17 protein-coding genes are annotated in these 24,152 nt (G+C 69.5%); 11 read left to right on the forward strand and 6 right to left on the reverse strand.

Going from position 1 to position 24,152, the window contains the following annotated elements; all coding sequences use genetic code 11:
• The first annotated feature begins 5 nt into the window (after window positions 1–5).
• The 6 genes from ACFSXZ_RS05070 (at window position 6) to ACFSXZ_RS05095 (ending at window position 5,218) form a co-directional block, all read left to right on the forward strand.
• Window positions 6–512: a (2Fe-2S)-binding protein gene (locus ACFSXZ_RS05070; protein ID WP_378261714.1), complete on the forward strand. Its 507-nt coding sequence runs from the start codon at window positions 6–8 to the stop codon at window positions 510–512.
• Window positions 509–1,495 (forward strand): FAD binding domain-containing protein, encoded by a 987-nt coding sequence (locus ACFSXZ_RS05075; protein WP_378261716.1) that lies wholly within the window; start codon window positions 509–511, stop codon window positions 1,493–1,495. Before ACFSXZ_RS05070 ends, ACFSXZ_RS05075 begins: the two co-directional genes overlap by 4 nt.
• The gene (locus ACFSXZ_RS05080) at window positions 1,492–3,807 is read left to right on the forward strand and encodes a xanthine dehydrogenase family protein molybdopterin-binding subunit (protein WP_378261718.1); all 2,316 of its coding nucleotides are present in this window, start codon (window positions 1,492–1,494) and stop codon (window positions 3,805–3,807) included. Before ACFSXZ_RS05075 ends, ACFSXZ_RS05080 begins: the two co-directional genes overlap by 4 nt.
• 85 nt (window positions 3,808–3,892) lie before the next feature.
• Complete coding sequence (locus tag ACFSXZ_RS05085) at window positions 3,893–4,033, forward strand: hypothetical protein (protein ID WP_378261720.1); 141 nt, start codon at window positions 3,893–3,895, stop codon at window positions 4,031–4,033.
• A 98-nt stretch (window positions 4,034–4,131) separates the two neighbouring features.
• Entirely contained in the window at window positions 4,132–4,563 is a 432-nt protein-coding gene (locus ACFSXZ_RS05090; protein WP_378261722.1) for an SPW repeat protein, read from the forward strand.
• Window positions 4,564–4,813: 250 nt separating this feature from the next.
• Window positions 4,814–5,218: a hypothetical protein gene (locus ACFSXZ_RS05095; protein ID WP_378261724.1), complete on the forward strand. Its 405-nt coding sequence runs from the start codon at window positions 4,814–4,816 to the stop codon at window positions 5,216–5,218.
• Window positions 5,219–5,377: 159 nt separating this feature from the next.
• Here ACFSXZ_RS05095 and ACFSXZ_RS05100 read toward each other — a convergent pair whose 3' ends face one another.
• Window positions 5,378–8,251 carry an FAD-binding and (Fe-S)-binding domain-containing protein gene (locus tag ACFSXZ_RS05100; protein ID WP_378261726.1) on the reverse strand — a complete coding sequence of 958 codons (2,874 nt, stop codon included), beginning with the start codon at window positions 8,249–8,251 and terminating at the stop codon, window positions 5,378–5,380.
• Window positions 8,252–8,383: 132 nt separating this feature from the next.
• Between ACFSXZ_RS05100 and ACFSXZ_RS05105 the strand changes: the two genes are divergently transcribed.
• Together ACFSXZ_RS05105 and ACFSXZ_RS05110 are read left to right on the forward strand one after the other, a co-directional pair.
• Window positions 8,384–10,171, forward strand: coding sequence for a thiamine pyrophosphate-dependent enzyme (locus ACFSXZ_RS05105; protein ID WP_378261728.1), 1,788 nt, complete (start codon window positions 8,384–8,386; stop codon window positions 10,169–10,171).
• A gap of 117 nt (window positions 10,172–10,288) precedes the next feature.
• On the forward strand, window positions 10,289–10,966 hold the full coding sequence (locus ACFSXZ_RS05110) for an alpha/beta hydrolase (protein ID WP_378261730.1): 678 nt from the start codon (window positions 10,289–10,291) through the stop codon (window positions 10,964–10,966).
• Here ACFSXZ_RS05110 and ACFSXZ_RS05115 read toward each other — a convergent pair whose 3' ends face one another.
• Window positions 10,967–14,809 carry a CHAT domain-containing protein gene (locus ACFSXZ_RS05115; RefSeq protein WP_378261732.1) on the reverse strand — a complete coding sequence of 1,281 codons (3,843 nt, stop codon included), beginning with the start codon at window positions 14,807–14,809 and terminating at the stop codon, window positions 10,967–10,969.
• 96 nt (window positions 14,810–14,905) lie between these two features.
• On the opposite strand from ACFSXZ_RS05115, the gene ACFSXZ_RS05120 reads away from it, so the two are divergent.
• Entirely contained in the window at window positions 14,906–15,307 is a 402-nt protein-coding gene (locus ACFSXZ_RS05120) for a hypothetical protein (protein ID WP_378261734.1), read from the forward strand.
• Entirely contained in the window at window positions 15,304–16,245 is a 942-nt protein-coding gene (locus tag ACFSXZ_RS05125) for a hypothetical protein (RefSeq protein WP_378261736.1), read from the forward strand. The genes ACFSXZ_RS05120 and ACFSXZ_RS05125 overlap by 4 nt, the downstream gene beginning before the upstream one ends.
• A 33-nt stretch (window positions 16,246–16,278) precedes the next feature.
• On the opposite strand, the gene ACFSXZ_RS05130 is transcribed toward ACFSXZ_RS05125, so the two are convergent.
• The 3 genes from ACFSXZ_RS05130 to ACFSXZ_RS05140 all read right to left on the reverse strand — a co-directional run bounded on the left by ACFSXZ_RS05130 (window position 16,279) and on the right by ACFSXZ_RS05140 (window position 22,289).
• Complete coding sequence (locus ACFSXZ_RS05130) at window positions 16,279–17,727, reverse strand: aminotransferase class V-fold PLP-dependent enzyme (RefSeq protein WP_378261738.1); 1,449 nt, start codon at window positions 17,725–17,727, stop codon at window positions 16,279–16,281.
• Window positions 17,724–19,277 carry an ABC transporter ATP-binding protein/permease gene (locus ACFSXZ_RS05135; protein WP_378261740.1) on the reverse strand — a complete coding sequence of 518 codons (1,554 nt, stop codon included), beginning with the start codon at window positions 19,275–19,277 and terminating at the stop codon, window positions 17,724–17,726. Before ACFSXZ_RS05135 ends, ACFSXZ_RS05130 begins: the two co-directional genes overlap by 4 nt.
• 693 nt (window positions 19,278–19,970) lie before the next feature.
• Entirely contained in the window at window positions 19,971–22,289 is a 2,319-nt protein-coding gene (locus ACFSXZ_RS05140) for a transketolase-like TK C-terminal-containing protein (protein WP_378261742.1), read from the reverse strand.
• Between the two features lie 126 nt (window positions 22,290–22,415).
• Between ACFSXZ_RS05140 and ACFSXZ_RS05145 the strand changes: the two genes are divergently transcribed.
• The gene (locus ACFSXZ_RS05145) at window positions 22,416–22,928 is read left to right on the forward strand and encodes an Lrp/AsnC family transcriptional regulator (protein ID WP_378261744.1); all 513 of its coding nucleotides are present in this window, start codon (window positions 22,416–22,418) and stop codon (window positions 22,926–22,928) included.
• 9 nt (window positions 22,929–22,937) lie between these two features.
• Here ACFSXZ_RS05145 and ACFSXZ_RS05150 read toward each other — a convergent pair whose 3' ends face one another.
• Window positions 22,938–24,143: a glycosyltransferase gene (locus tag ACFSXZ_RS05150; RefSeq protein WP_378261746.1), complete on the reverse strand. Its 1,206-nt coding sequence runs from the start codon at window positions 24,141–24,143 to the stop codon at window positions 22,938–22,940.
• Window positions 24,144–24,152: the final 9 nt, after the last annotated feature.

A 24,152-nucleotide genomic window follows, 5' to 3' on the forward strand; every position in this document is an offset into this window, starting at 1 on the left:
CAGCCATGCCTGTCGTGATCAACGGAGTCGCGGTGGAACTCCCGCCCGACCCGCGCGTTTCCCTGCTCGACCTCCTCCGCGAAGGTCTGGCGCTCACGGGCACGAAAAAGGGATGTGACCAGGGCGGTTGCGGGGCCTGCACGGTACTCGCCGACGGCGAACGCATCCTCTCCTGCCTGGCGCTCGCGGTGGCCTACGACGGGCGGCGGATCACCACCGTCGAGGGCCTGTCCGCCGGTGACGAACTCCATCCCCTCCAGCAGCAGTTCATCGACCATGACGGCTTCCAGTGCGGCTACTGCACACCCGGTCAGCTCTGCTCGGCGATCGGCATGGCGGCGGAAGCCGGACGCGGGGTCCCCTGCGCCGTCTCCACCGACATCACCGACGAAAAGATCGTGCTGACCGATGACGAGATCCGGGAACGGATGAGCGGCAACCTCTGCCGCTGCGGCGCGCACAACGGCATCATCAGCGCCATCGCGGCGACCTATGCGGAGCCGCCGCGATGAGGCCCTTCACCTACACACGACCCGCCGACACCGCCGACGCGGTCCGGCTCGCCGACGCCGGAGGCACCAAATACCTCGGCGGCGGAACCAATCTCGTGGACCTGATGCGGGAGACCATCGAGCGGCCGACGGCCCTGGTCGACGTGACCGGCCTGGCCGACACTGTCGAGGAGACCGACGGCGGCCTGGTGATCGGCGCGGCGGCGCGCAACGTCACCGTGGCGGAGCACCGCCTGGTTCGGACGAGATATCCCGTGCTGAGCAAGGCGATCGTGGCCGGCGCCTCCCCGCAGATCCGCAACATGGCCACAGTGGGCGGCAACATCCTCCAACGCACCCGCTGCGCCTACTTCTACGACCGAGACGGCGCACACTGCAACAAGCGCCGGCCGGGACAAGGTTGCGACGCCATCGAAGGCTTCAACCGCATGCACGCCATCCTCGGCGCCTCCACCGCCTGTTGCGCCACCCACCCCTCGGACATGTGCGTGGCGCTGGCCGCCTGCGATGCGACCGTCCACCTCCGCAGCGCCGACAGCGAGCGGACGATACCGATCACCGAACTCCACCTGCTGCCGGAGGATCGGCCCCAGGTGGAAACCGTGCTCAGGCCTGGTGAACTGATCACCGCGGTCGAGTTGCCCGCCCTGCCGGTCGCGGCGTCCTCGGCCTACCGCAAGGTCCGCGACCGCGCCAGTTATGCCTTCGCCCTGGTCTCGGTCGCCGCGGCGCTCAACGTCCAGGACGGAATCGTGAGCGACGTACGGATCGCACTCGGCGGAGTCGCCCCCAAGCCCTGGCGCGCTTGGAGGGCCGAAGCCGCACTCCGAGGCGCCCCCGCCACCGCGCGGCACTTCCGCTCCGCCGCCGACGACGAGCTGGCGAACGCGGTCCCGCTGCGCCACAACGCCTTCAAAATCGAACTCGCCCGACGAACCATCACGGCCGTCCTGACCGACCTCGCCGGAGACCAGCCATCATGAGCACGAGACACGAAGCAGCCAGGGCGACGGTGGACACGGCGGTCGGACCGGCCCCGGGCACCTGGGGCCCGGACGGGGTCCCCGACCCGTTGGGAGACCAGGAAAAGAACCGCTTGCTCGGCACCTCGGTGTCGCGAGTGGACGGACCCCGGAAGGTGCGGGGCGCGGCGCGATTCGCGGCCGAGTTCCGGTTCGACGGCATGGTGTATGCCGCTTTGGTCTTCAGCACCATCGCCAAGGGCCGCATCATGAAGCTTCACACCGCTGAGGCTGAACGAGAGCACGGCGTGGTCTTGGTGATGACCCACCGGAACGCGCCGAAACTGAGGGCGTTGCCGCTCTGGTGGACCGAGGGGAAGTCGGTGGCCGGTGACAACCTGCCGGTGATGCAGGACGACCGGATCCACTGGAACGGCCAGGTCATCGCCGTGGTGCTCGCGGAAACCCCGGAGCAGGCCGGGCACGCCGCGTCCCTGGTCCAAGCCGACTACGCGGCCGAACCGGCCGTCACCTCGTTCGACCAGGCCAAGGCCGCCGGCGGTGAGCCCGCGTTCCACTATGGACGGTTGCTGAAGACCGAGATCCACGATGCGGAGGCGGCGCTGGCGGCCGCGCCGGTCAAGGTCGACGAGATCTACCGGACACCAAGGCAGAATCACAGCGCGATCGAGCCTCACGCGGTCACCCTCGCCTGGAGCGGCGACGAGTTGATCGTCCACGATTCCAGCCAGGGGGTCGTCCACGCCGCTTGGTCGCTGGCCTATGCGTTCGGCCTGTCCCAGGAACAGGTTCACCTCAGCTCGCCCCATGTCGGTGGCGGGTTCGGCGCCAAGGGTCTGTGGTCGTACCACATCCTCGCCGCGGCGGCGGCGAGGATATCCGGGCGGCCGGTGCGCGTCTCCCTTACCCGCGAAGGAGTCCATCGCGTGGTGGGCGGGCGGGCGAACACCGAGCAGCGGGTGGCGATCGGCGCTCGACCCGACGGCCGGTTCGACGCCCTCATCCACACCGGTTTCTGCGGCATGAGCCGTCACCACAACATGGCCGAGAGTTTCATCTCCTCGTCCGGGTCCCTCTACGCCGCCGGGAGCTTCAAGCTCGAGGTGCGAGCCGCTCACCTGAGCACGATGGCCACCACGTTCATGCGCGCACCGGGTGAGGCCGTCGGCTCGTTCGGACTGGAGTGCGCGGTCGACGAACTGGCCGAGCGCCTGGGCATGGATCCGATCGAGCTGAGGATTCGCAACGAGCCGGACAAGGACCCGGCGTCGGGCCGGCCTTTCTCGTCCCGGCACCTGGTGGAGACCTTCCGTGCGGGCGCCGAGCGGTTCGGCTGGTCCCGGCGCGGCGTCACGCCCGGAACACGACGCGAGGGCGAATGGCTGTCCGGCATGGGAATGGCCACCGCGTCCCACGGCTACGTCCGCCTGCCGGGCGGCGCGGTGCGGGTCACCCTGACCGGCCACGGCACCCTGGCCGTCGACGTCGCGGCGCACGAAATGGGCATGGGCACCGAGACCACGATCGCGATGGTCGCCGCCGAGCGGTTCGGCCTCGGCCTCGACCAGGTGAAGGTCCGCTACGGCGATTCGACGCTGCCGGGTGAGATCCTGGCCGGCGGTGCCCAGCAGACGGCCGTGGTCGGCGCGGCGATCGGCGCGGCCCAGCGCGACGTCGTGGAAGAACTGATCAAGATGGCGGGCCACGGCTCTCCGCTCGCGGGGTTGACGATCGAGGAGGTCGGCTGCGCCGACGGAGGGCTGTGCAAACTCGGCGAGCCGGACCGGTTCGACAGCTACACCTCCATCCTGGCCCGCTCCGGCCGTGATGAACTGTCGGTGGAGGCGTCCGGGGCGCCATCGCAGGAAATGACGACCTGGTCCATGCGCTCCTACGGCGCGATGTTCTGCGAGGCACGCGTCAACGCCGTCACGGGCGAGATCCGGATCAGCCGTTTTCTCGGCTCGTTCGACTGCGGCCGGATCATGAACGCCAAGACCGCGGCAAGCCAGTTCCGGGGCGGGATCATCATGGGCCTTGGACTCGCGCTCATGGAGGAGACCCTGTTCGACGAGCGCAACGGCAGGATCATGAACCCGAACCTGTCGGAATACCACATACCCGTGCACAGGGACGTGCCGGAAATCGACGTGATCTGGACCGACATTCCCGACCCGCACGCACCCATGGGCGCACACGGCGTCGGCGAGATCGGCATCACCGGGGTCGGCGCCGCCGTGGCCAACGCCATCTACAACGCGACCGGCAAACGCGTCCGCGACCTGCCGATCACCCTGGACAAGCTCCTGTGAACCCAAGACACACCGCGTAACCCGGCGTATGCCATGGCCGTGTGGGTACCTGGGCGATAGGGGTTCATGGGGCAAACGCGACGACATGATCGTGCACCAACGAGATCCGTTCAACGCCGAACCGCCCCGCGCGGCGCTGGCCTCGGAGCGGGAAACACCGCTCGAGGCGTTCTACACCCGCAATCATGGGCCGATCCCGGACTTCGACCCGGACCACTGGCGGTAGGATCCGCCTGACCTGCCGTCCGTCGGCGCGTCACGCGTCACATTATTCCATGTTTGTCCACGGCAATACTTCGGAACCCCGGAAGTGGAGGTGAAAGAATGACGAATACGACAAGCATCGAACAGCATCCCGATCTGATGGAGTTGCGAGCCCGTTATGACCGCGCGGCCGAAACGCCGGTGGCCCGCGCGCTGGAAGGCTTCACCTTCCTGGCCGGGCTGTACACCGCGGTTTCGCCGTGGGTCGTGGGCTTCACCAACCACTCCGACGTCGCGACCAACAACCTCATCGTCGGGCTGGCGCTGGCCGTGCTGGCGATCGGTTTCGCTTCGGCCTATGGCCGCACGCACAACCTGGCCTGGGTCGCACCGATCATCGGGGTGTGGACGATCATCGTCCCGTGGGTCGTGCTCGGCAGCCCGGTCCCGGTCAACATGATCGTCAACAACGTCATCACCGGCGGGGTCGCCGTGCTGCTCGGCTTGGCGATGGCCGCGACCGGTGCCCGGACCGGGCGACGCACCCGCTGACGACAACCGTGGGTGTGGCGGCGTGACGCCGTCACACCCCCTCGAAAATCATGCCATCGGCGCGGCGGGAAAACCCGCCGCGTTCTGATCTACGCCGCCATACCGAAATCCCCGATCTTCGCACAACCGATTCGGCCTGACCGGCGTTTGACCGGCAGCCAGGCGGGTAGGAACCGAGTGTCGCCGAGGGCTGCCGATGGGGCCCGCGTCGCACGAAAGGACAGTGGAGACGCAAATCAGCCTGGAGAGAATGATGGCTCTGACGCTCAAAGAACGACGCGCACTGGCTGGTATGGACCGGGTCCTGTCGGACGATCCGGTGCTCGCCGCGATAGCAGGTCTTTTCGCCGCCGCTGTTCCGGCGCGGCAAGAACTCCGGATGAGCCCTCCGGTGCCCCGGCCGGGACCGGTGGACAAGGTCCGGGTCCCCACTCGCCATCAGCCCGCGCCGAGGCGCCGCGTCGTGATGATCCTGAGCATCCTCACCGTACTGGGCGGAATCACCGACATCGTCACCGCCGCCGTGCGCGTTCCCCTCGCGATCGGCACGATCGGTGTGCTCGTCACCGCGTTCGGGATCATCCTGCTGGTGGCGGAACTCGCCGGAGTAGGCACCAGGGTGGGCCGCTCGGCCACCTCCCAGCCCAAACCGTAACGGGCCGGTATGCCGCTTGTGGTTGACGGTCGGCGCCGGCGGCGGGATTCGCCGGCGCCAGGCTGGGAGTCCACAAAGGACCGGCCAAGGCCGTGAAGGCCGACTTCCCTTTCCCTGACCGCGTCCGAAGTCGAGAAGCCAGGTGACCGGCGAGGGTTCTCAACCCCCATCGGGGAGCGTGAGGACCTCGGCCAGGTGCAGCGCGCGACGGTGAGTTCCGGACGCGATCTGGCTGCGGCAGCTGAAGCCGTCGGCGAGAATGAGAGTCGCGTCGTCGGCCTCCCGGACCGCGGGCAGGATGACCCGTTCGCCCGCCGCCATGGAGACGTCGTAATGCTCGCCGCGTTCGTAACCGAAGCTGCCGGCCATGCCGCAACAACCCGAGTCGGGGCGGGCCAGGTCGAGCCCCATGGCTTCGAGAAGTTCGGTGTCGGCTTCGGTGCCGATGACGGCCTGCTGGTGACAATGGCCCTGCACCAGCGCTTTCCGGTTCAGTCGCGGTGGCTCGTAATCGCCGCTGGTGAGCAGTTCGGCCAGTGAGCGGGCTTGTCCGGCCAAGCGGCGCGCCGCGGCGTCGTGGGGAAAGAGGTTGCGCAGTTCGTCGCGGAAGACGGCGAGGCAACTGGGTTCGAGGACGACGATCGGGACGCCGGAGGTCAGTGCGGGCCGCAGGGCGTCGAGGACGCGCCGGAGCCACCGTTTGGCGGTGGGCAGCATGCCGTAATCGAAAAGGGGACGGCCACAGCACAGCACCGCGTCGGGGATCGTCACGGTGAACCCCGCGGCCTCAAGAGCCTGGACCGCCGCCATGCCGATGTCCGGGGTGAAGTAGTTGGTGAAGGTGTCCGGCCACAGCACCACCGGACGGCCGAGGGGGCGGCCCTGGTGCCCGGCGAACGCCGACCGGAAGGTGCGGTGGGCGAACCGGGGCACTTCACGCCGTGGCGCGACGCCGGCGGCCCACCGGGCGGCGCGACCGAGCACGGGCGTGCCGAGCACGCCGTTGGCGAGATGCGGAACACGCGCGGCCAACCGGGCCCACACCGGGATCAGGCCCAGGGCGTAGGCGGACCGGGGGCGCAACCGGCCCCGGTAGTAGTGGGCCAGAAATTCGGCCTTGTAGGTGGCCATGTCCACGCCGACCGGGCAGTCACCCTTGCAGCCCTTGCAGGCCAGGCACAGGTCGAGGGCATCCTTGACGTGCTCGTCCCGCCAGCCCTTGCCGTGCGAATCCGGGGCGAGATGGCCGTTCATCATCTCGAACAGCATCCGGGCCCGACCGCGGGTGGAGTGCTTCTCCTCGCGGGTCACCATGAAACTGGGGCACATGGTGCCGCCCGAGGTGTGGCGGCACAGTCCGATCCCGAAGCACCGGTTGGCGGCGTCCGCGAAGCCGTTTTCGTCGTCGGGGTAGGCGAAGTGGGTGCGCACGGACCGTGGCCGGTAGGCCGGGCCGGTGGCGAGGTTCGACCCCGGCGGGTAGGGATGCACGACCTTGCCCGGGTTCATCCGGCCTTCGGGATCCCAGATCCGCTTGAATTCGGCGAACGCGCCGACCAGGTCGGATCCGAAGATCTTGGTGAGCTGGTTGGCGCGAAGCTGGCCGTCACCGTGCTCACCGGACAGGGAACCGCCGTAGCGGGCCACGAGGTCGCCCGCTTCGTCGAGGAAACGCTCGAAGTTCTCCACTCCGGCGGCGGTGGTGAGGTCGGCGTCGAGCCGGTTGTGCATACAGCCCTGACCGAAGTGTCCGAAAAGGACAGTGTGGTAGCCGTGCCGCGTGACCAGCGCGCAGTAGTCGCGGATGTAGTCGCCGAGCCGCTCCGGGGCCACCCCGGCGTCTTCCCACAGGGCCAGCCCGGCATGCTCGCCGGGGATGCGGGTGTATTCGATGGTGGACCGGCGGATCTCCCAGATCTCGCCCTGACGCCGGGGATCTTCGACCACGGTGGTGACACCGGGCTCGGTGACCAGCTTGGCGGCGCGTTCCACCTCGGCATCGGTTTCGGCCCGGGTCTCGCCGGCGTATTCGGCCAGCAGCCACGCCCCGCCCTCGGGCAGTTCGTCCATGCCGGGCAACTGGATGCCGTGCTTGTGCAGATTGTCGATGACACCCGCGTCGAAGCACTCGAGCCCGATCACGCCGGTGTCGGCGAGTTCGGGCACGTGGTCGGCCGCGGTGGCGGCGTCGGGAAAGCCCGCGACGAGCAGGCTCCGGTTCGGCGGATCGGACAGGAGCCGCACGGTGGCCTCCACGACCAGCACGCACGTCGACTCGCTGCCCACGAGCGCCCGCGCCACGTTGAAGCCCTTCTCGTCGAGAAGGTCGTCGAGGTTGAACCCCGAGACCCGGCGGGGCACGTTCGGAAAACCGAACCGGATCTCCTTCGCGTGGCGTTCGGCAAGCGCTCGTAACCGCCGGTAGATGTCGGCGCGCCGGCCGCCCTCGGCGAGGATGCGCTGGTATTCGTCCCAGGGAGTCGGGCCGACCGTCATCCGGAGGCCGTCATAGGTGATCACGTCGAGCGACAGCACGTTGTCCACGGTCTTGCCCGCCCGCTGCGAATGCGTGCCGCACGAATTGTTGCCGATCATCCCGCCCAGTGTGCACCGGTCGTGGGTCGCCGGATCCACCGAGAAGGTCAGGCCGTGTTCCCCGGCCGCGTGGCGCAGGTGGTCGAGAATGAGCCCCGGCTGAACGCGCGCGGTGCGGCGGTCCGGGTCGATTTCCAGTACCCGGTTCATGTATTTCGAGAAGTCGAAGGCGACCGCGTCGTTGACGGTCTGCCCGGCCAGGCCGGTACCGCCACCGCGGGCCATGACCGGCGCCCCGTGTTCGCGGCACACCGCCAAGGCGGCCGCGACGTCGCCTGCGTCGCGCGGAATCACCACCCCGACCGGAACCTGCCGGTAGATGGACGCGTCGTTGGCATACAGGGCTCGCGATCCCTCGTCGAAACGGACCTCACCGGCGACCCGGGCGGCCAGTCCGGCTGCCAGCGCGCCCCGGTTCAGCACCCCGGATGTCGTCATCGCCCCGCCTTCCCCGCGACTTCGAATACCACTTCGACTTCCCGGGTGGTGACCATCGAAACCCACGCGTAGGCACCGTTTTCGCGGGTAGCCGGACATTGTCAACCGTCGCGCCGAGCAAACGGACATATCATGGCAAAAACAACTTCGGACATGATCGTCGAACGACTGCTGGAGTGGGGTATCGACACCTGTTTCGGTATCAACGGGGACGCGGTCAACGGCTTTTTCGAGGCTCTGCGCACGCATGCCGACCGCATGCGGTTCGTGCACGTACGCCACGAGGAGAACGCCGCGCTGGCCGCCGTCGGATACGCCAAGTTCACCGGGCGCCCGGCCGCCTGCGTCTCGACCGCCGGGCCGGGCGCGGTCCACCTGCTCAACGGCCTCTACGACGCCGAAATGGACGGCGTGCCGGTCCTCGCGATCACCGGGATGACCTACCACGACGTCATCGGCGCGCACCTGATGCAGGACGTCGAGTCCGATTTCCTGTTCCGTGACGCCTGTGCGTTCAGCGAGCGGGTCATGGGTCCGGCGCACGCCGTCAACGCCACCGATCTCGCCGTCCGCAAGGCGCTGGCGGCCCGCGCGCCGGCGCATCTGGCCATCCCGGCCGACATCCAGTCCCAGACCGAAGACACCAATTCGCCCAAGAATCCTCCCCGGCACACCTCCACCGCGGCCCAGGTGCAGATCCCCGCGCCACCCCGCGAAGAGCTGGAACGGGCTGCCGAGGTGCTCAACTCCTGCACCCGCGTGGCCATCGTGGCCGGCGCCGGTGCCCGGGGGGCCGGCGACGCCCTCGAACGGATCGCCGACACGCTGGGCGCCCCCATCGTCAAGGCCGGTCTGGGCAAGGACGCCGTTCCCGACGACAGTCCCTTCACCACGGGCGGGATGGGCATCATCGGCACCCGGCCTTCGCACGAAGCGTTCGAGAACTGCGACGGCCTGCTCATCGTCGGCAGCGCCACGGCCTTCTACGAGTTCTGGCCGCAGCCCGGGCAGGCTCGCGGCGTGCAGATCGACCTCAATCCCGCCCGCCTCGGCCTGCGTTATCCGATCGAGGTCGGCCTGGCCGGCGACGCCGCCGCCACGCTGACCGACCTCATGCCGCTGCTCCGGCGCAAGACCGACCGCGCGTTCCTCGAACACGCCCAGGCCGGGATGAGCCAGTGGTGGGACGTGCTGCGCGAGCAGGCCCACGACGACGTCGTTCCCATGCGGCCCCAGACGATCACCTGGGAGCTGTCGGAACTGCTGCCCGACAACGCGATCGTCACCAGCGACGCCGGCACGGTCACCGCGTGGGGCGGGCGGCTGCGGTTACGGCGCGGCATGAACTACTCCTTCTCCGGCACCTACTGCACGATGGGTTCCGCGGTCCCGTACGCGATCGGCGCCAAGACCGCGCACCCGGACCGTCCCGTGATCGCGTTCAACGGCGACGGCGCCATGTCCATGGGGCTCGGCGAACTCGCCACCCTGGCGCAGTACCGGCTTGACATCACCGTGATCGTGCTGCGCAACGATTCCCTCGCGCTGGAGGTCTGGGAGCAGAACGCCTTGCTGGGCAATCCGCAGCACGGCTGTGAACTGCACTCGATCGATTTCGCGAAGATCGCCGAAGCGTGTGGCCTCGAGGCGTTCCGGATCGAGAAGGCGGGCCAGGCCCGCAATGTGCTGTCCGCGGCGCTGGCGCACGAAGGCCCGGCGCTGGTCGAATGTGTGGTGGATCCCTACGAAGCGCCGTACGCGGACACGATCAAGAACACCCACGCGGACAAGCTCGTCGCCGCCTACGAAAACGGAGAGCCCGAAGCCCGCCGCATGGCCCGGAACCTCCTGGAACCGGCACGGCTTCCGATGGCCCCGGCGGTGCGGCACGCGGAAAACGAACTCCGCCGCTTCCTCTGACCGCTTCGTCGCGGACAGGTCCGGCGGAGCCTTTCCGGCTCCACTCTGGACCGCACATGGAGCCGGCGTTTGGCGAAAACGGCTGCACCGGCGTGGCGAAGCGGGCACACTGCGGCCATGCCCGACGACGAACGCATGATGCTCATAGGCTTCCACCCCGACGAAGGGCGGCTGATCCTCGCACGGAACAACCCGGACAACGCGCGCTACGTCGTCGTCCTGGTCCACGGGATCGGCGGCGGTTTCCCCGCTGTCGACCAGCTCCAGGGCCAGGCGGAAAGCCTTTACGGCAGGATCGCCTCCGGCCAGGAGGATCGTGACGTCTCGATCATCACGTGGGCGGACTACGTCCCGCCGGAAAGCGCCGCGCAGGCCGGGGATCCGTCGTTCGCCGCCGCGGCCGCCCCGCGGCTCGCCAGTTTCCTCGCCGCACTGCCGGTGACAGCCGCACACGGCCGCTACGGCACACCCGCCCGGGTCGTGGTGATCGCGCGCGGCTACGGCGGCCTGGTCGCCGGGCTTACCGGGCGCGACTACGCCTTGGAGGCCGACGCGCTGGTCTTCCTCGGATGCGCGGGAGCCGGAGTCGAGTCGGCGAGCGCACTGCGCTTCGACGGTCCCGTCTACGCCGCCTCCGCCGGCGGCGACGGCACGCCCGACGGCGTGCACGGCCCTCGCCCCGACAGCCCCGGTTTCGGGGCCACACAACTGCGGTCGGGTCCGCTGTCCTTTCAGAACGATCCGTTCGTCCGCTACCTGCCGACGCTGCGCAAGATCATCTTTGGCCGGCTCTGATCACGCGCCGAAGTGCAGGTGCGCGGCCCACAATGAAGGCGTGGCGGGGTAAAGGTCCCGCTGAGCCCGGATCGCGCGGTGCAGGGAGCGGGCGGCGCGGCCGGGATCGAGGGCTCCGTCGGACTCGGCCAGCCCACGGTAGAAGTCCTCGGTGATCTCGACGGCGACCTCGTCGTCCAGCTCCCACAGGGTGCCGACCACCTGCGGGAAACCGGCCGCCTGCAACGCTCCCGCCAGGTGCATCGCTTCGTCGAGCAGCCTGTCGCTGGGGTTCACCGCGGTGTGGCAGGCGGAAAGGTAGGCCAGCCGCGCGCCGTCGAGATTCACCGCGTTGAGGTCTCCGACGGTGAGCGGAGTCCGTTCGTGATCGCGCAGCAGGAGGCTGCCGGCCGCCGGGTTTTCGACGTCGTAACGGCCGTGGCAGGCGAAATGCGCTATCTGGTGTCCGGGGAGTTCCGCCAGCACCTGCTCGCGGTCCGGCTCCGTCAGCGTCACCGCACCCGGCAGGATCGTGGTCAGCAGCTCGGCCTCGGCGCGGACGTTCGACAGGTCGGAAAGCCCTGGCGTGGAAGGCATCGCGACGATCAGCGAACGACTCGGGCTACCAGCCGGGGTGCGCCGGCGCGCGTGGCGCAACGTCCGGATGGTCGGCGTGTACGAGGAAACGACGCGGTCCATGACCGTCCGGTCGCCCGCCGGATCGTCGTGGTGACCGGCGGCGTGCAGCGGCAGCAGGCTGAAGTACCCGCCGGGGGCCCACCAGCACCGGGGCCAAGGCTCGCCGGCTTCAGGGGTTCCGTGGTAGCCGAGCGAATCCAGGACCGGGCCCGTCACGGTGTCCCAGAGCCATTTCAGTACGTCGCTCAACACGGTTTGGGCCGCCGCGCGGTCCGCGTCCGGGTCGTAGGCTTCGCGCAACGCCACGTGGAAGTTGTTGATCTGGTCGATCACCGCCCGCACGGTGAGGCCCGGCAACGGTAATGCCGTGACGCCGCCGGTGGTGAGCAGGAGCGCGTGGCCACCGTAGGCGAGGTTGAGCGTGACGATCGGGCCCTGCGCCGCGGCGGCGCGAAGCTCCCCCGGTGCCGGCGGCAGGGCGAAGGTGCCGAATCCCTCGACGTCCCGGATCTCCCGGAGCGTGGCCGCCAGCTGTCCGGCAACACCGATGCGGTCGGCGTTCGCGTCGTCGGCGTCCAGGAGTTCGCGCAGCCTGGCGAAGCGCGCGGCCAGGTCGGGGCGAGCCTCCCGGAGGTCCGTCAGATCGCCACGGGTATCGAGGAGCCGGCTCAACAGCACGGCTCGTCCCGCTTCCAGCAACGACAGCGCGCGCTGGGCCCGCTCCCCCGGAGCGCGATCTTCGGCGAGCAACGCCAACGCCGCGGCGTCGTCGGTGAACCCGGAGGCCGTCTCCAGGGCGTCGTGCTGTTCGCGGTGACGCATGCTGCGCGGCGCGACTTCGGGGATCAGGTGCACCGCCGTCTCCAGCAGGTCAGCCGCGAGCTTCAGGTCTTCCGTGCCGGGCTCCCGCTCCTCGACGGCCATCCAGGCGCCGATTTTCGCGCCCCGGATCCGCACCCTCGGCGAGGTGGCGGTGCGGGCGACGAGTCGCGAGGCCACACGGATCGCCTCCGCCCGGTCCGACTCTCTGACTTCCTTGTCCGGTTCGGCACGCCGCGCGGCGTGCCGGAACCGCACGAGCAGCGCCTCGGCGTAGGTGAGCAGCCAGTTCGGCCGATCGAGGTCCTCCTCGTCGGCCGCCTCGATCGACCGCCGCCCGGCCTCCACCGCGTCGTCGATGTCCGCCGGGAACCGCTCCCGTTCGAACCGGGTGCGCAGGAGCACGGACAGATTCGCCCAGGCCTGTGCGCGGTAGCCGCCCTCCAGGGGGAGGCCGGTCGCCCGGCGTCCCATTTCGACAGCCTCGTCGAGATCGGCCTTGTCGCCGCCGTTCTCGAACCGCAGCCTGCGGGTGTCGCTCAACGACACCAGGAACAAGCCGTTCTCCGGTTCGAGCGCGAGGGCTCGCCGCCCGGTCACCACCGCTTCGTCGAGGTCGGACCGCTTGCCCGACACCAGGAAACGGCTTTTGAGCGCGTGGCTCAGCGCCGCGAGGCTCGCGGCCTGCTTCGTCCGATCGGCCTCCGCGACCACCTGGCGCCGCACGTCGACCAGCGCATCGGCGTCGGCTGGCACGTTGGTCCATTCGAAGCGCCGCGACAGGTAAGCGCCGAGCAGGCGGAGCACTTCCCCGTGCCCCAACGCTTCGCCGGCCATCCGGGCGCTCCAGATGTCCAAGGCCCGCAGCTGGAGGTACGTCCGCGGCGGAGTCTGGTCCCCGTCCACGGTCGCCGCGGCGGCACGCCGGACGAGCGTGATCGCCGCGTCGAGGTCGTCCAGATCCGCCGCCACCTGCGCCCGTCGCTCCAGCAGGTGCGCCAGGTTGAGCAGCACGCCCGGCGGCAGGGACCGCGCGAGGACACCTCGTGCGATGGTCGCTGCCTCGTCCAGCGCTTCTCGCGCGCCCTCGTGCTGGTATCGGGCGAAGAGCACACCGCAGATGTCGGAGAGGCAATACACGCGGTCGGTTTCCGTCGACGCGGCGCGGAAGGCCGCGCGAACCACCTCCTCGGCCTCGGCCAGATCACGCGGGTCTTCGGTGCGCTTGAAGCGGTCGAGCAACGCGTACGCCAGGCTGGTCAGGGATTCGCACAGGCCGTCGTCATCGGCCGGGAGCGCCTCCACGATCTCCCGCCGCGTGGCGATCACTTCGTCCTGCTCCCCGGGGTCTCCGGACAGCTGGAAGCGTGACGACAGCGACTCGGCCTTGTGCCGAAGGATCTTCAGCAGGTTCGACGCGAACATCGCCGCTTCCCAGCTGCCTTCGCCGGTCCGCACGGCCAACCGGGCGGCACGCAGCGCTTCGTCCAAATCGGACACCGGACCACCGTGGACGAAGCTCTCGCGCAACGCCTCGGCGAGGTTGTTCAGCATCGCCGGGCGGTTCGGATCTTCCGGGCGCGCGGTGGTGGCCGCTCGCCGGATCGCTTCCGTGGCCTCGTCCAGGTCTTCCCGCCGTCCCGTCCGCGAGAACCGGACGATCAGCGCGCCGTTCAGGTTCGTCAGCGCGGCGACGGTCTTGTCCCGCTCCGCCGACGCCGCGACGGCACGGCGCCCTACGTCGATGGCCTCGTCCAGGTCCGCCGGGTCACCGGTCTGCTCGTACCGAAGCTTGAGGATCGCGCACAGGTTCAGCAGATAGGTGTCGAGGAGACGGTCGCCGGCGCCCAGGCCGACCGCGTGGCGGAGGGCCCTCAGCGCGCTCTCGAGGTCTCGCGCGTCGCCGGCCCGCTGAAATCGGGCCATCAGCGCCGCGCCGAAGAGCGACAACCGTTGCGGAAGGTCCGGGTTGTCGTTGAAGGTCGTGCCCACCACTTGGCCGAAGACGGCGATCGCCTGCGAAAGCAAGGCCGTGTCACCGGCTCGGCTCGCCCGCTCGGTCAAAGCGGCCAGCTGCGGCATGAGCGCGTCGCCGAGCGCCGGCATCAGCGGTTCGGGGAAATCCAGCGTGCCGAGCAAACTCGCGGCGGGAAGGAGCAGCTCGAACGCGTTCTCGGCCGCGGCCTGCCGCTCTTCCCCGGTCAGGGCTTCGGCCTGGAGCCACCTCAGCCAGCCCAGCACGTACCACGCTTCGGCGTTGCCCTGGGCCGTTTCGTCGATACTGGCGGCCAGTTCCGAAGCTGGCTCCGTGACGCCGGGAGCGAACGCCTGCGCGTGATCACCACTTTCGCGGATGCGCCCCACGAACTGGGCGAGCAGGTCGATCAAGTCGTCCTGGCGGCCCATCCGATCCTCCTTGTGGCACTCTTGGCTCAGGCTACGATTACCGGGTCTCACGGCGCGGGGATTCGTGGGAATTCGTCGTCGTTTGCGGGGAAGCCAGTGGCGAACAGGTCGGCCGAAGAGATCGCGGACGCCGTCGCGTATGTCTGTGAGCACGTGGATTCCCTCCGCACCACGCTGACCAGCGGTCCCGCGGACGGCCCGCGGCGGCTGGACGAACTGCTGACCGCGCTCCGCGATGAGGCCGACCCCGCCGATCACCTCGAAGCCGTCCATCGCGCCCTGCGGCGAGCCCGGGACGCGCTCGGCGTGTTCGGCCGGAACAGGGACGCGCCGATGGCCACGCTCGCCGGGGTCGAGCGCGATCGCCCGCACGAGCCGGTGTTGCTGTGCCCCCGCGCGAGCCGTCCCTGCGCCCGGTTCGCTTGGCCGGGCCGGGGCGAAGCGCCGGTCTGCGTGGTCACGGGTGCGCACCTGCGACGGACGACGTTGGCGCCGTGACGGGATTCCTCGGCGGGTTCGGCGGCCAACTCGGCAAGAGCCTGGCCGACAAGTGGCTTGGCCTGCTTGTGTTGCCGGGCGCGCTGTACCTCGCGGTCGTGACCACCGCCCGCGCGCTCGGCCAGTCGCGTGCGCTGGATGTTCCCTACCTGGTAAGCCAGATCACCGCCTGGGCGCACGCCCCGGCGGTCGGCACCGCCGGCGGTCAGGTGGTGCTGTTGCTGGCCCTGCTCGCCGGATCGGTGGCGGCCGGCCTGGTCGCCCGCGTTCTCGGCGCCGCGATCGAGCGGGTGACGCTGGCGGCCGGATGGCATTCGTGGCCGCGCTGGATCCGCCCGCTCGCGGGGTGGCGCATCCGCGCGCGGCGCAAGCGATGGGACGAGGCGCATCGCGAGTACAGCGCCGCGTGGACCGAAGCCGCGCACGCGAAAGCCTTGGGGCGCACCGTAGACGCCGAGCGGCGCCACACCGCGCTCCGCGCCAGGGCGGCGATCGCCCCGGAACGCCCGGACAGACCGACCTGGAGCGGTGACCGCATCCACGGCGTCTCAGAGCGCCTGCGACGCGACCATCGTCTCGACCTCGCGCTCCTGTGGCCGCACCTGTGGCTGGTGCTGCCGGAGCAGGAGCGGACCGAGATCACGGCGGCACGCACGTCGATGACCCGTGCCGCCGAACTCGGCGCCTGGGCGCTGCTCTGTGCGCCGCTCGCCGCCCTGTGGTGGCCCGCCGGCGTGGTCGCGGTCGTGCTCGCGATCGCCGCCCGCGGACGCACCCGGGCGGCGACGGACACCTACGCCCAGCTCGTCGAAGCCTCCGTTCGCCTGCACACCCGCGATCTCGCGGAGCGCCTCGGCATCGAGTGCGCGGGCCCACTGCCGCCGGACGCGGGCGACCGGTTCGACGAGGTCCTCGGCTCCGCGCCGCCCCTGGCGTGAGCGGCTGAACCGGTGACCGATGACATCGCAGGGTCAGCAGCGGGTCCTGGGCGCGAGGCCGCTGGTGTCCACGCGGCGATCGCGATAGGTGCGTTCGGCGAAGTTCAGGAACCGCTGGACGTCGGCGACGGAAGAGACGATGCCGAGTGAGACCCGGATCGCGCCGCCGCTGGGAAGGCCGAGCCGGTCCAGATACTCGTCGATGGTCGGGATGCGCCGGCCGAGGAGCCGCCGCAGCATGCGTTTGTCGACGATGTCGAACGCGACCTCGCCGGCACCGGGGTTGCAGAAACATCCGGCGCGAAGCGAAATATCGGCCGCGGCCGACTCCTGCTCGACCAGGCGCTCGTCGACTATCGCGCCATCGGGAGTGAGGAAGTTGAACGCCACGGTGCCGCCGCGGTCCACGGTGTCCTTCGGTCCGTAGACCAGGACCATCGGGGTGCCGTTGCTGTGCCGCAACGACATCAGGCGGTCCAGCAGCCAGCCGGTCAGGCAGCGGACCCTGCGGTTGATCAGCTCGACACCGATGCCGGTCAGCCAGGACATGCCGGTTTCCACGTCGGGAATGGACAGGTAGTTCTGTGTGCCGTCCTCGAACGCGGCCTCGTCGGGTGCCATCGAGTGCCAGTCGCCCTTGACGCTGACCGCCTGGATGGTCCCGCCCGAGAACCATGGCCGTCTCAGCCGGGCCAACGCCTCCCGCCGGGCCACCAGGCAGCCGACCCCGGTCGGATAGCCGAACAGCTTGTACCAGCTGACCGTCAAGAAGTCCGGGTGCACGGCACCGAGATCGAGCACGTTGGTCGGCAGGTAGGCGGCGGCGTCCAGGAACACGTCGTAGCCACGCTCGTGGGCGAGGTCCACCCAGTGCAGCGGGTGACGCACGCCGGAGAAGTTGCTCTGCGCGGGATAGGCGAACAGGCCGCGCCCCGGGGGCAGCATCGTGCGCAGCACGTCGTCGCTGATCCGGAGTTCGGGCGGTTCCAGCGGGACATACCGCAAGCGGGCATGCCGGGCGCGGGCGAACTCACGGATGCCGTTGACCGAGTTGTGGTTGTCGAAGGTGAGCACCAACCGGGTGCGGCGGCCGAACGGGTAGGCCTCGCCGACCAGACGGCAGGCACCGCTGGCGTTCGGGGTGAAGATCGCCACGTATTCCTCGGGCGAGGCGTTGAGGTGGCTGAGCACCTTCGCCCGGGTCTGCTCGACCAGCTCGGTGGTGGCCCGGGAGGTGGGGTTGACCGAGTGCGGGTTGCCGAAACAGCCGCTGACCAACCGGTCGTGGTGCAGTCGGTACTGGGTGAGCGAGGCGAGACCGGCGCCGGTGTAGTCCAGGTAAACGTGGTGGTCGTGGTCGAGATAGCGGTACTCGGTGGCGCGCAGTTCGTCGATCCGGCGGGTGCTCTCGTACTCGGGGTAGTGGGCCAGGAACTCGGCAGGCTCGTCATCGGTGGCACACGGCGCGGTGACCTGGTTCATCGCCGCGTTCCCTTTGTTCGCACGGTGAGCACCACCTGGGTGGCGATGGCGGCCAGGAGCAGGAAACCGGCCAGGATCACCCAGTCCACCCAGACCGGATGGTCGAACGTGTCCTGGTACGACGCGAGCAGCGGCGGTCCGAGCGGCGAACCGCCGGAGCGCCAGAGGCCGGGCAGGCCGGCGGTGTGGCCGAGCGCTTCGAAGGCCCAGCGGTTGGACATCGCGTAGCTGACCCAGCGGCCCGCCGCGGCCATCACCGGAACCGGCAGGAACGCGCCCACGAACAGCACCTGGGGAAAACACAACATCGGCAGCATCAGCGTGGCCTGGCTGGGCTTGCTGACCGAAGCGGAGGACAGCAGCCCGAGGGTGAGCGCGCAACCCGAGGACAGCGCCAAGGTGACGAACAGGGTTGCCAGACCGGGAAAGTCCAGCGCTGGCAGCCGGTCGGTGAGGCGTAGCACAACGAGCAGCACCGCGTCGACCACGAGCAGCAGCGGGAGCAGGGCGGCCAGTTTGCTCAACGTGTAGGGGCCCAGACGCAGGCCGGTGAAACGTTCCCGGCGCAGAATGGGGTACTCGTCGCAGATCTGGGACAGGCCATAGGTGAGACCGAAGAAGAAACCGCCGAACGCCATCCAGAACAGGATCATCACGGTGGTGTTCGGACTCGGATCGGCGAAGTCGAACGCGCCGGCGCGGAACAGCATCAGGAACATCACGATGATCATCACCGGCGAGCCGAGCAGGATGGCCAGGGTCAACCGGTTGCGCAGCAACAGGTCCAGACCGCGGGTGGTGAGCAGGCGCCACTGGCCGAACGCGCCAAGCCGCGGCGGTTCGAAAGGGGGCGGCGCGGCCGGGAATTGTCCGGGGACTTCCGGTGACCAGGGCGGCAGCTCGGGTTCCTTCAGGAATTGGTAGATGCCCTCGACGGTGTTGGCGCCGAAGTGAGCGAGGGCGGCGGCGGGGGTGCCGGCGAAGGTGAGGCGTCCGCGCGCGAGCACCGCGACGGTGTCGCAGCCGGCGACGTCAGCGGGGTTGTGCGTGGTGAACACGACCGTGCTGCCCCCGTCGGCGATGCGGCGCAGCAGCGCCATCAGGTCCAGCGCGGTCGCCGGGTCCAGACCGGAGGTCGGTTCGTCGAGGAACAGCGCGGGCGGGCGGGTGAGCAGTTCCACCGCGATACTGGCTCGCTTGCGTTCCCCGCCGCTGAGCGACCCGACACGACGCCCGGCGCGGTCGGTCAAACCGAGTACGGCGAGGACTTCGGCTACCGCGGCATCCAGGTCGGTACTGGAGGTGCCGGCCGGTAGGCGGAGGCGGGCGGCATAGCGCAGGGTGCGGGCCAGTGGCAGGTCTCGATGGATGATGTCGTCCTGCGGCACATAACCGACCAGGCCGGGAGCGGCGCCGTTGTGCCGCACCGTGCCGTTGCTGGGCGGGCGCAGACCGGCGAGCAGGTCGAGCAGGGCCGTTTTACCGGCTCCGCTGGGCCCGATGACGGTGACGAGCTCACCCGGCCGGCAGACCAGGGAAATGCCACTCACCAGATCAAAACCGGATCGTGTGACATGACCCACCTCGGTCGCGGTCAGGTGTAGACCGTCAATCTTTTCGGTCGCGTCCGTTGACCCGACACCGATCTCGCCGACATCCCCGTTCCCGGCCATGACCCCTGCCCCCCCCCCGCATTCGATTCGTGTCCCCAACTGAATCTCATCGAACACGGCCCGGTAATCAGCCGGACGGGTGAAGGTGGCCACCACCAGGGCCTCCGCGATGGCTTCTTTCCGGTCACCGGAGAGATCAAATTCCGGCGAGCAGGCCGCAAGTCCACACGACATCCGATTGAGACAGGCAGGCCGAAACACTGTCCACAAAGACATCCCAGGCCCCTCTTCGGGGGTACTGGCAAATCCGAGAAAAAGTCAAGATGGTCGCACCACAGGCGAACGAACTCACCCCGGAGGACAAATGAAGCCGTAGGTTTCCCCCAGGTGCTCCCTGCCGTGCGCAACGGTGGCAGGATCGCCACCCTGCGCTTTTACACCGGTAGCGAAAAGCGCGAAATCGCCTGGCATCCGGTATTCGTCAACCAGTACGTGGGCGCTCGAGCGCAACTCGACAGGCTCCCTCAGCAAGCCGAAGCCGGGGTGCTCACTCCCCGGATCGCGGACATCATGCCCGTCGAGAAGGCGGACGACCGCCCCGGTGGCGAGGATCGCGACCTGCGGCTGGTTTCAGATCAGGTCGAGGGCGGCGGCGACGGTGCTGTCCGCGTCGATGCCGTGATACCGGTACATGCTGCCGAGGTCGCCCGACTGACCGAAGCGGGTCACGCCGAGATGCCGGGCACGGACCTGGTTGATCCCGGCGAGGAACGCGAGGGTGTGCGGATGACCGTCGAGCAGAGTGACCATGGGTGCGGCCCGGCGGGCAGGGAAGGCGGCGTCGAGGACCCAGGTGTCAGCCTGGCCATGGCCGGCGCGCGCCCGCACCGCGTCGAAAAGCAGGCCCGGGCTGGTCACGGTCACGACATCCGTGGCGATGCCCAGCGACGCCAGGCGTTCGGCCGCGGCGAGGGCTTCGGGAACCATCGCGCCCATCGCCGCGATCGTCACGGTGGGATTCCCCTCGCACCGGCGCAACGGATACGCACCGGCCACGACCTGCCGACGGCGCAGCTCACGGGCGGCCGGGTCGGTGGGCACCGCGGCCAAGGTCTGGTCCACGGGCCGGGTCGACAGCCGCAGGTAGGCGCTGGTCCCGTCCGGACGGCCGAGCCGGGACAGCGAGGCCAGCAAGGTCCACTCGACGTCGATCGCGAAAGCGGGCTCGTAGGCGACGCAGCCGGGTTGTTCCAGCCCCACGGAGGGAGTGGTGATCGACTGGTGGGCACCGCCTTCCGGGGCCAGGGAAACCCCCGACGGGGTGCCGACCAGGATCGACTGCCCGCCCGCGTAGATCCCGAACGACCACGGCTCCAGCGCGCGCTCGACGAACGGGTCGTAGAGCACCCCGATCGGCAGCAGCGGCTGCCCCCACCGCGACCAGGTCGCGCCGAACTCCCCGAGCGCACCGACCAGGTTGCCTTCGGCGATCCCCAGTTCGACGTGCTGGCCGGTCGGGCGCTCCCGCCAGTGCAGGATCGTTTCCGCGTCATCGTCGAACCAGTCGCGGCGCTCGTCCGGTGACCAGACGCCGACCTTGTTCACCCAGCCGCCGAGATTGGTCGACGAACTGACGTCCGGGCACAGCGTCACCACCCGGCGAGCGGCATCCGGAGCTTCGCGGGTGAGGTCGAGCAACGCGCGCCCGAGCGCGGCCTGCGTCGTGGCTCTCCCGGAGGGCGTGCGGCCGATGGTGGTAGGCAGCGCGGGAACCGCGCCGGCGGGCACCGGCTCGCGGCGCAGCCGTTCGGCCGTGGCGGCGCAGACCCGCCCCGCCGGGCTGTCCTCGGCGAACCGCTGCCAGGGCGAATCCACCGACATGCCCAGGCGGGAGGCGAGTTCGGCGAACTGATCCGCGGTCAGCAACGACGAATGGTTCTGCGGGTGCCCCTCACTGGCCAGCCCGTACCCCTTCACGGTGTAGGCGAAGATCACCGTCGGGCGAGTGTCGTCGATGCGGGCGAACGCGTCCCCGATCGCCCCCAGGTCGTGTCCACCGAGATCACGGATCGCGGCGCACACGGTTTCATCATCCAAAGTGGACACGAGCTGGGTCAGTTCGGGCGAGTCGGGCAGCCGGTCGCGCAACTGGGCCGGATCACACCGCAGCAGCCGCTGATACTCCGGATTGCTCATCTCGTCCAGCCGGCGGCGGAGCGCCTCGCCGCCCGGGCGTCCGAACAGCTCTTCCAGTAACCGCCCGTACTTCACCGTGAGCACCTGCCATCCCGCGGCGCTGAACATTCCCTGCAGCCGCGGCGCGCCGATGTCGGGCACGACCCGGTCCAGGCTCTGCCGGTTCAGGTCCACGATCCACACGATTTCGCCGAGCTCCGCGACCATCGGATCGGCGACGGCCTCCCAGACCGCGCCCTCGTCCAGTTCCGCGTCGCCGACGAGCGAGTACTGCCGGCCCGCTCCTGCCTGCTCCCCCAGCGTCGCGACGTACCGGCGGGCCAGCGCTCCCCAGATCGGTGCCGTAGCACCGATTCCGACCGAGCCCGTCGAGTAGTCCACCGGGTCCGGGTCCTTCGTCCGCGACGGATAGGACTGCAACCCCCCGAATTCCCGCAACGTGGTCAAGTACTTCTCGTCCAGCTCACCGAGCAGATAGTTGATCGCGTGCAGCACCGGCGAGGCATGCGGCTTCACCGACACCCGGTCGCCCCCACGCAAATGCTCGAACCACAACGCCGTCATCAACGTGGCCATCGAAGCCGACGACGCCTGATGACCGCCGACCTTCAACCCCGACGGATTGGGCCGCACCCTGTTCGCGTGATCGATGATCGCGGTCGAGAGCCACAACACCCGCCGCTCGATCTCCCCGAGGACGGCCGGCCGGTCCCCGGCTCCGCTCGGAACGGCCCATGGCGACAGCGCGGTCATCGCGAGCTCCTCTCGTGCATAATGCTTCAACAGGACACCAGGGATACGTTCACTGCACAACGGGTCGCTGTGTCGGTGTGCAACTTGCACGTTCTGGCGCTATGGATTCCTATGGAGGTGAGCAAGATGCACCCTGCTCGACGAAGCGACGCGAACCGCGGCAGGCCGGCACCGATCGACGCCATCGACGCACGGCTGCTGCTCGCCCTGATCGAAGACCCGCGTGGTACCGCTGTGGCGCTCGCCGAACGCGCGGGCCTTTCCCGCAACACGGTGCAGGCCCGGCTGACCCGGCTCGAAGAAAGCGGCGTGCTCGGCAGCGTCGAGCGACGGATCGACCCGGCGGCGCTCGGCTACCCGCTCACCGCCTACCTGAACGTCACGGTGGTGCAAAGCCGGCTCACTCCGGTCGCCGACGGACTGGCGAAAGTGCCCGAGGTCGTCGAAGTCCTTGGTATGACAGGCGAAAGAGACCTGCTGGTTCATGTCGTCGCCCAGGACGCCGACGATCTCTACCGCATCGCCGGCCTCGTTCTCGCGATCGACGGCGTGGAGCGCACCACCACCTCGCTCGCCATGCGACGGCTGGTCGACCACCGCGTGACCGCACTCGTCGAGCGCAAGGCCCGGCAGCGATAGCGGCCTCGTTTAGCGGAGGGCACCGACCAGTCGCGCCGCTGCGACCGTCGCTCCGTCGGTGCGGAGCCTGGCGCCCAGAGCCCTGGCCCGCGCCTGGGTCTCGGGTGCCAGCGCCGTGTCGAACGCGACGCTCAGGGACTCGACGGTCGGAGCCGGACCAAGAAGTGCCACGCCGACATCCAGGTCTGCCACCCGGCCTGCCCAGTACGGGTTGTCCGACACCGGGAGAGGGATCACCACTTGCGGCACGCCCGCCCGGGCGGCCGTCAGCGTCGTGCCCGCGCCGCCGTGGTGCACCACGGCGGCCACGCGAGCGAACAACCGCTGATGGTTGACCTCCCCCATGGCGAAGACGTCGTCTCGCTCGTCGACGAGTTCCAGGTCCGCCCAACCACGGGAGACGAGTATGCGCCGGCCTTGTGCGCGGATCGCCTCGACGGCCGTGTGGCCGATGTCCGGTGACGGGCGCATGCTGCCGAAGCCCACATAGACCGGCGGCGCGCCGGCGTCCAGGAACGCCACCAACTCGGCCGGGAGCGGGCGTTCGTCCGGCAGGGTCCAGGCACCGGTCTGGACCACGTCGAAGCCCGGGGTCTCCGGACACGGACCCAGGACCGGATCCGCCGCCAGCCACGGCCGGCCGGAGTACACGTGATCGCGCACGTTGTCCACCGGTGGCAGGCCCATCGATGCCCGGTGGTGGTTGAGCGCCTCGGCGAACTGCGTGTTCACGTTGTGCGCGTCCATTTCCCACAACGTCCGGTGGTCGCTCACCGGCGGCTCCGGCCAGCCCGTCCGCGGTGGCGGCGCATGGTGCGGCGAGGGCAGGTTGACCGCCGAATAGCTCACGTACACGTACTGGAGGCCGGCCGCTTCCGCCACGGACCGGGCGGCGATCTGTCCCAGGCCGGCCGCCACCAGCGCGTCACATCCCTCGGCCGCCGTGGGGAGAATGCCGAACTGTGCGGCGACCAACTCGTCGCGGTATCGCGACAACTCCCCCGCCGACGGCGGCGTCGGCCCGCGCATCAACTCCCGCACCGGTGGCCCGGCCGGCACCACCGGTATCCCCAGACTTTCCAACCGCCGCGCGAACTCCTCGTCCGGCGGGACGCACATGCGCACCTGGACATCGAGCGCCTGTAGCCGCACCGCGAGTGCCACCAGTGGTTCGACATCACCACGCGTCCCGTACGTCGACAACAGAACCCGCATTCCCCGCCC

It is taken from the genome of Amycolatopsis pigmentata (assembly GCF_042684065.1).
Lineage (GTDB): Bacteria > Actinomycetota > Actinomycetes > Mycobacteriales > Pseudonocardiaceae > Amycolatopsis_E > Amycolatopsis_E pigmentata.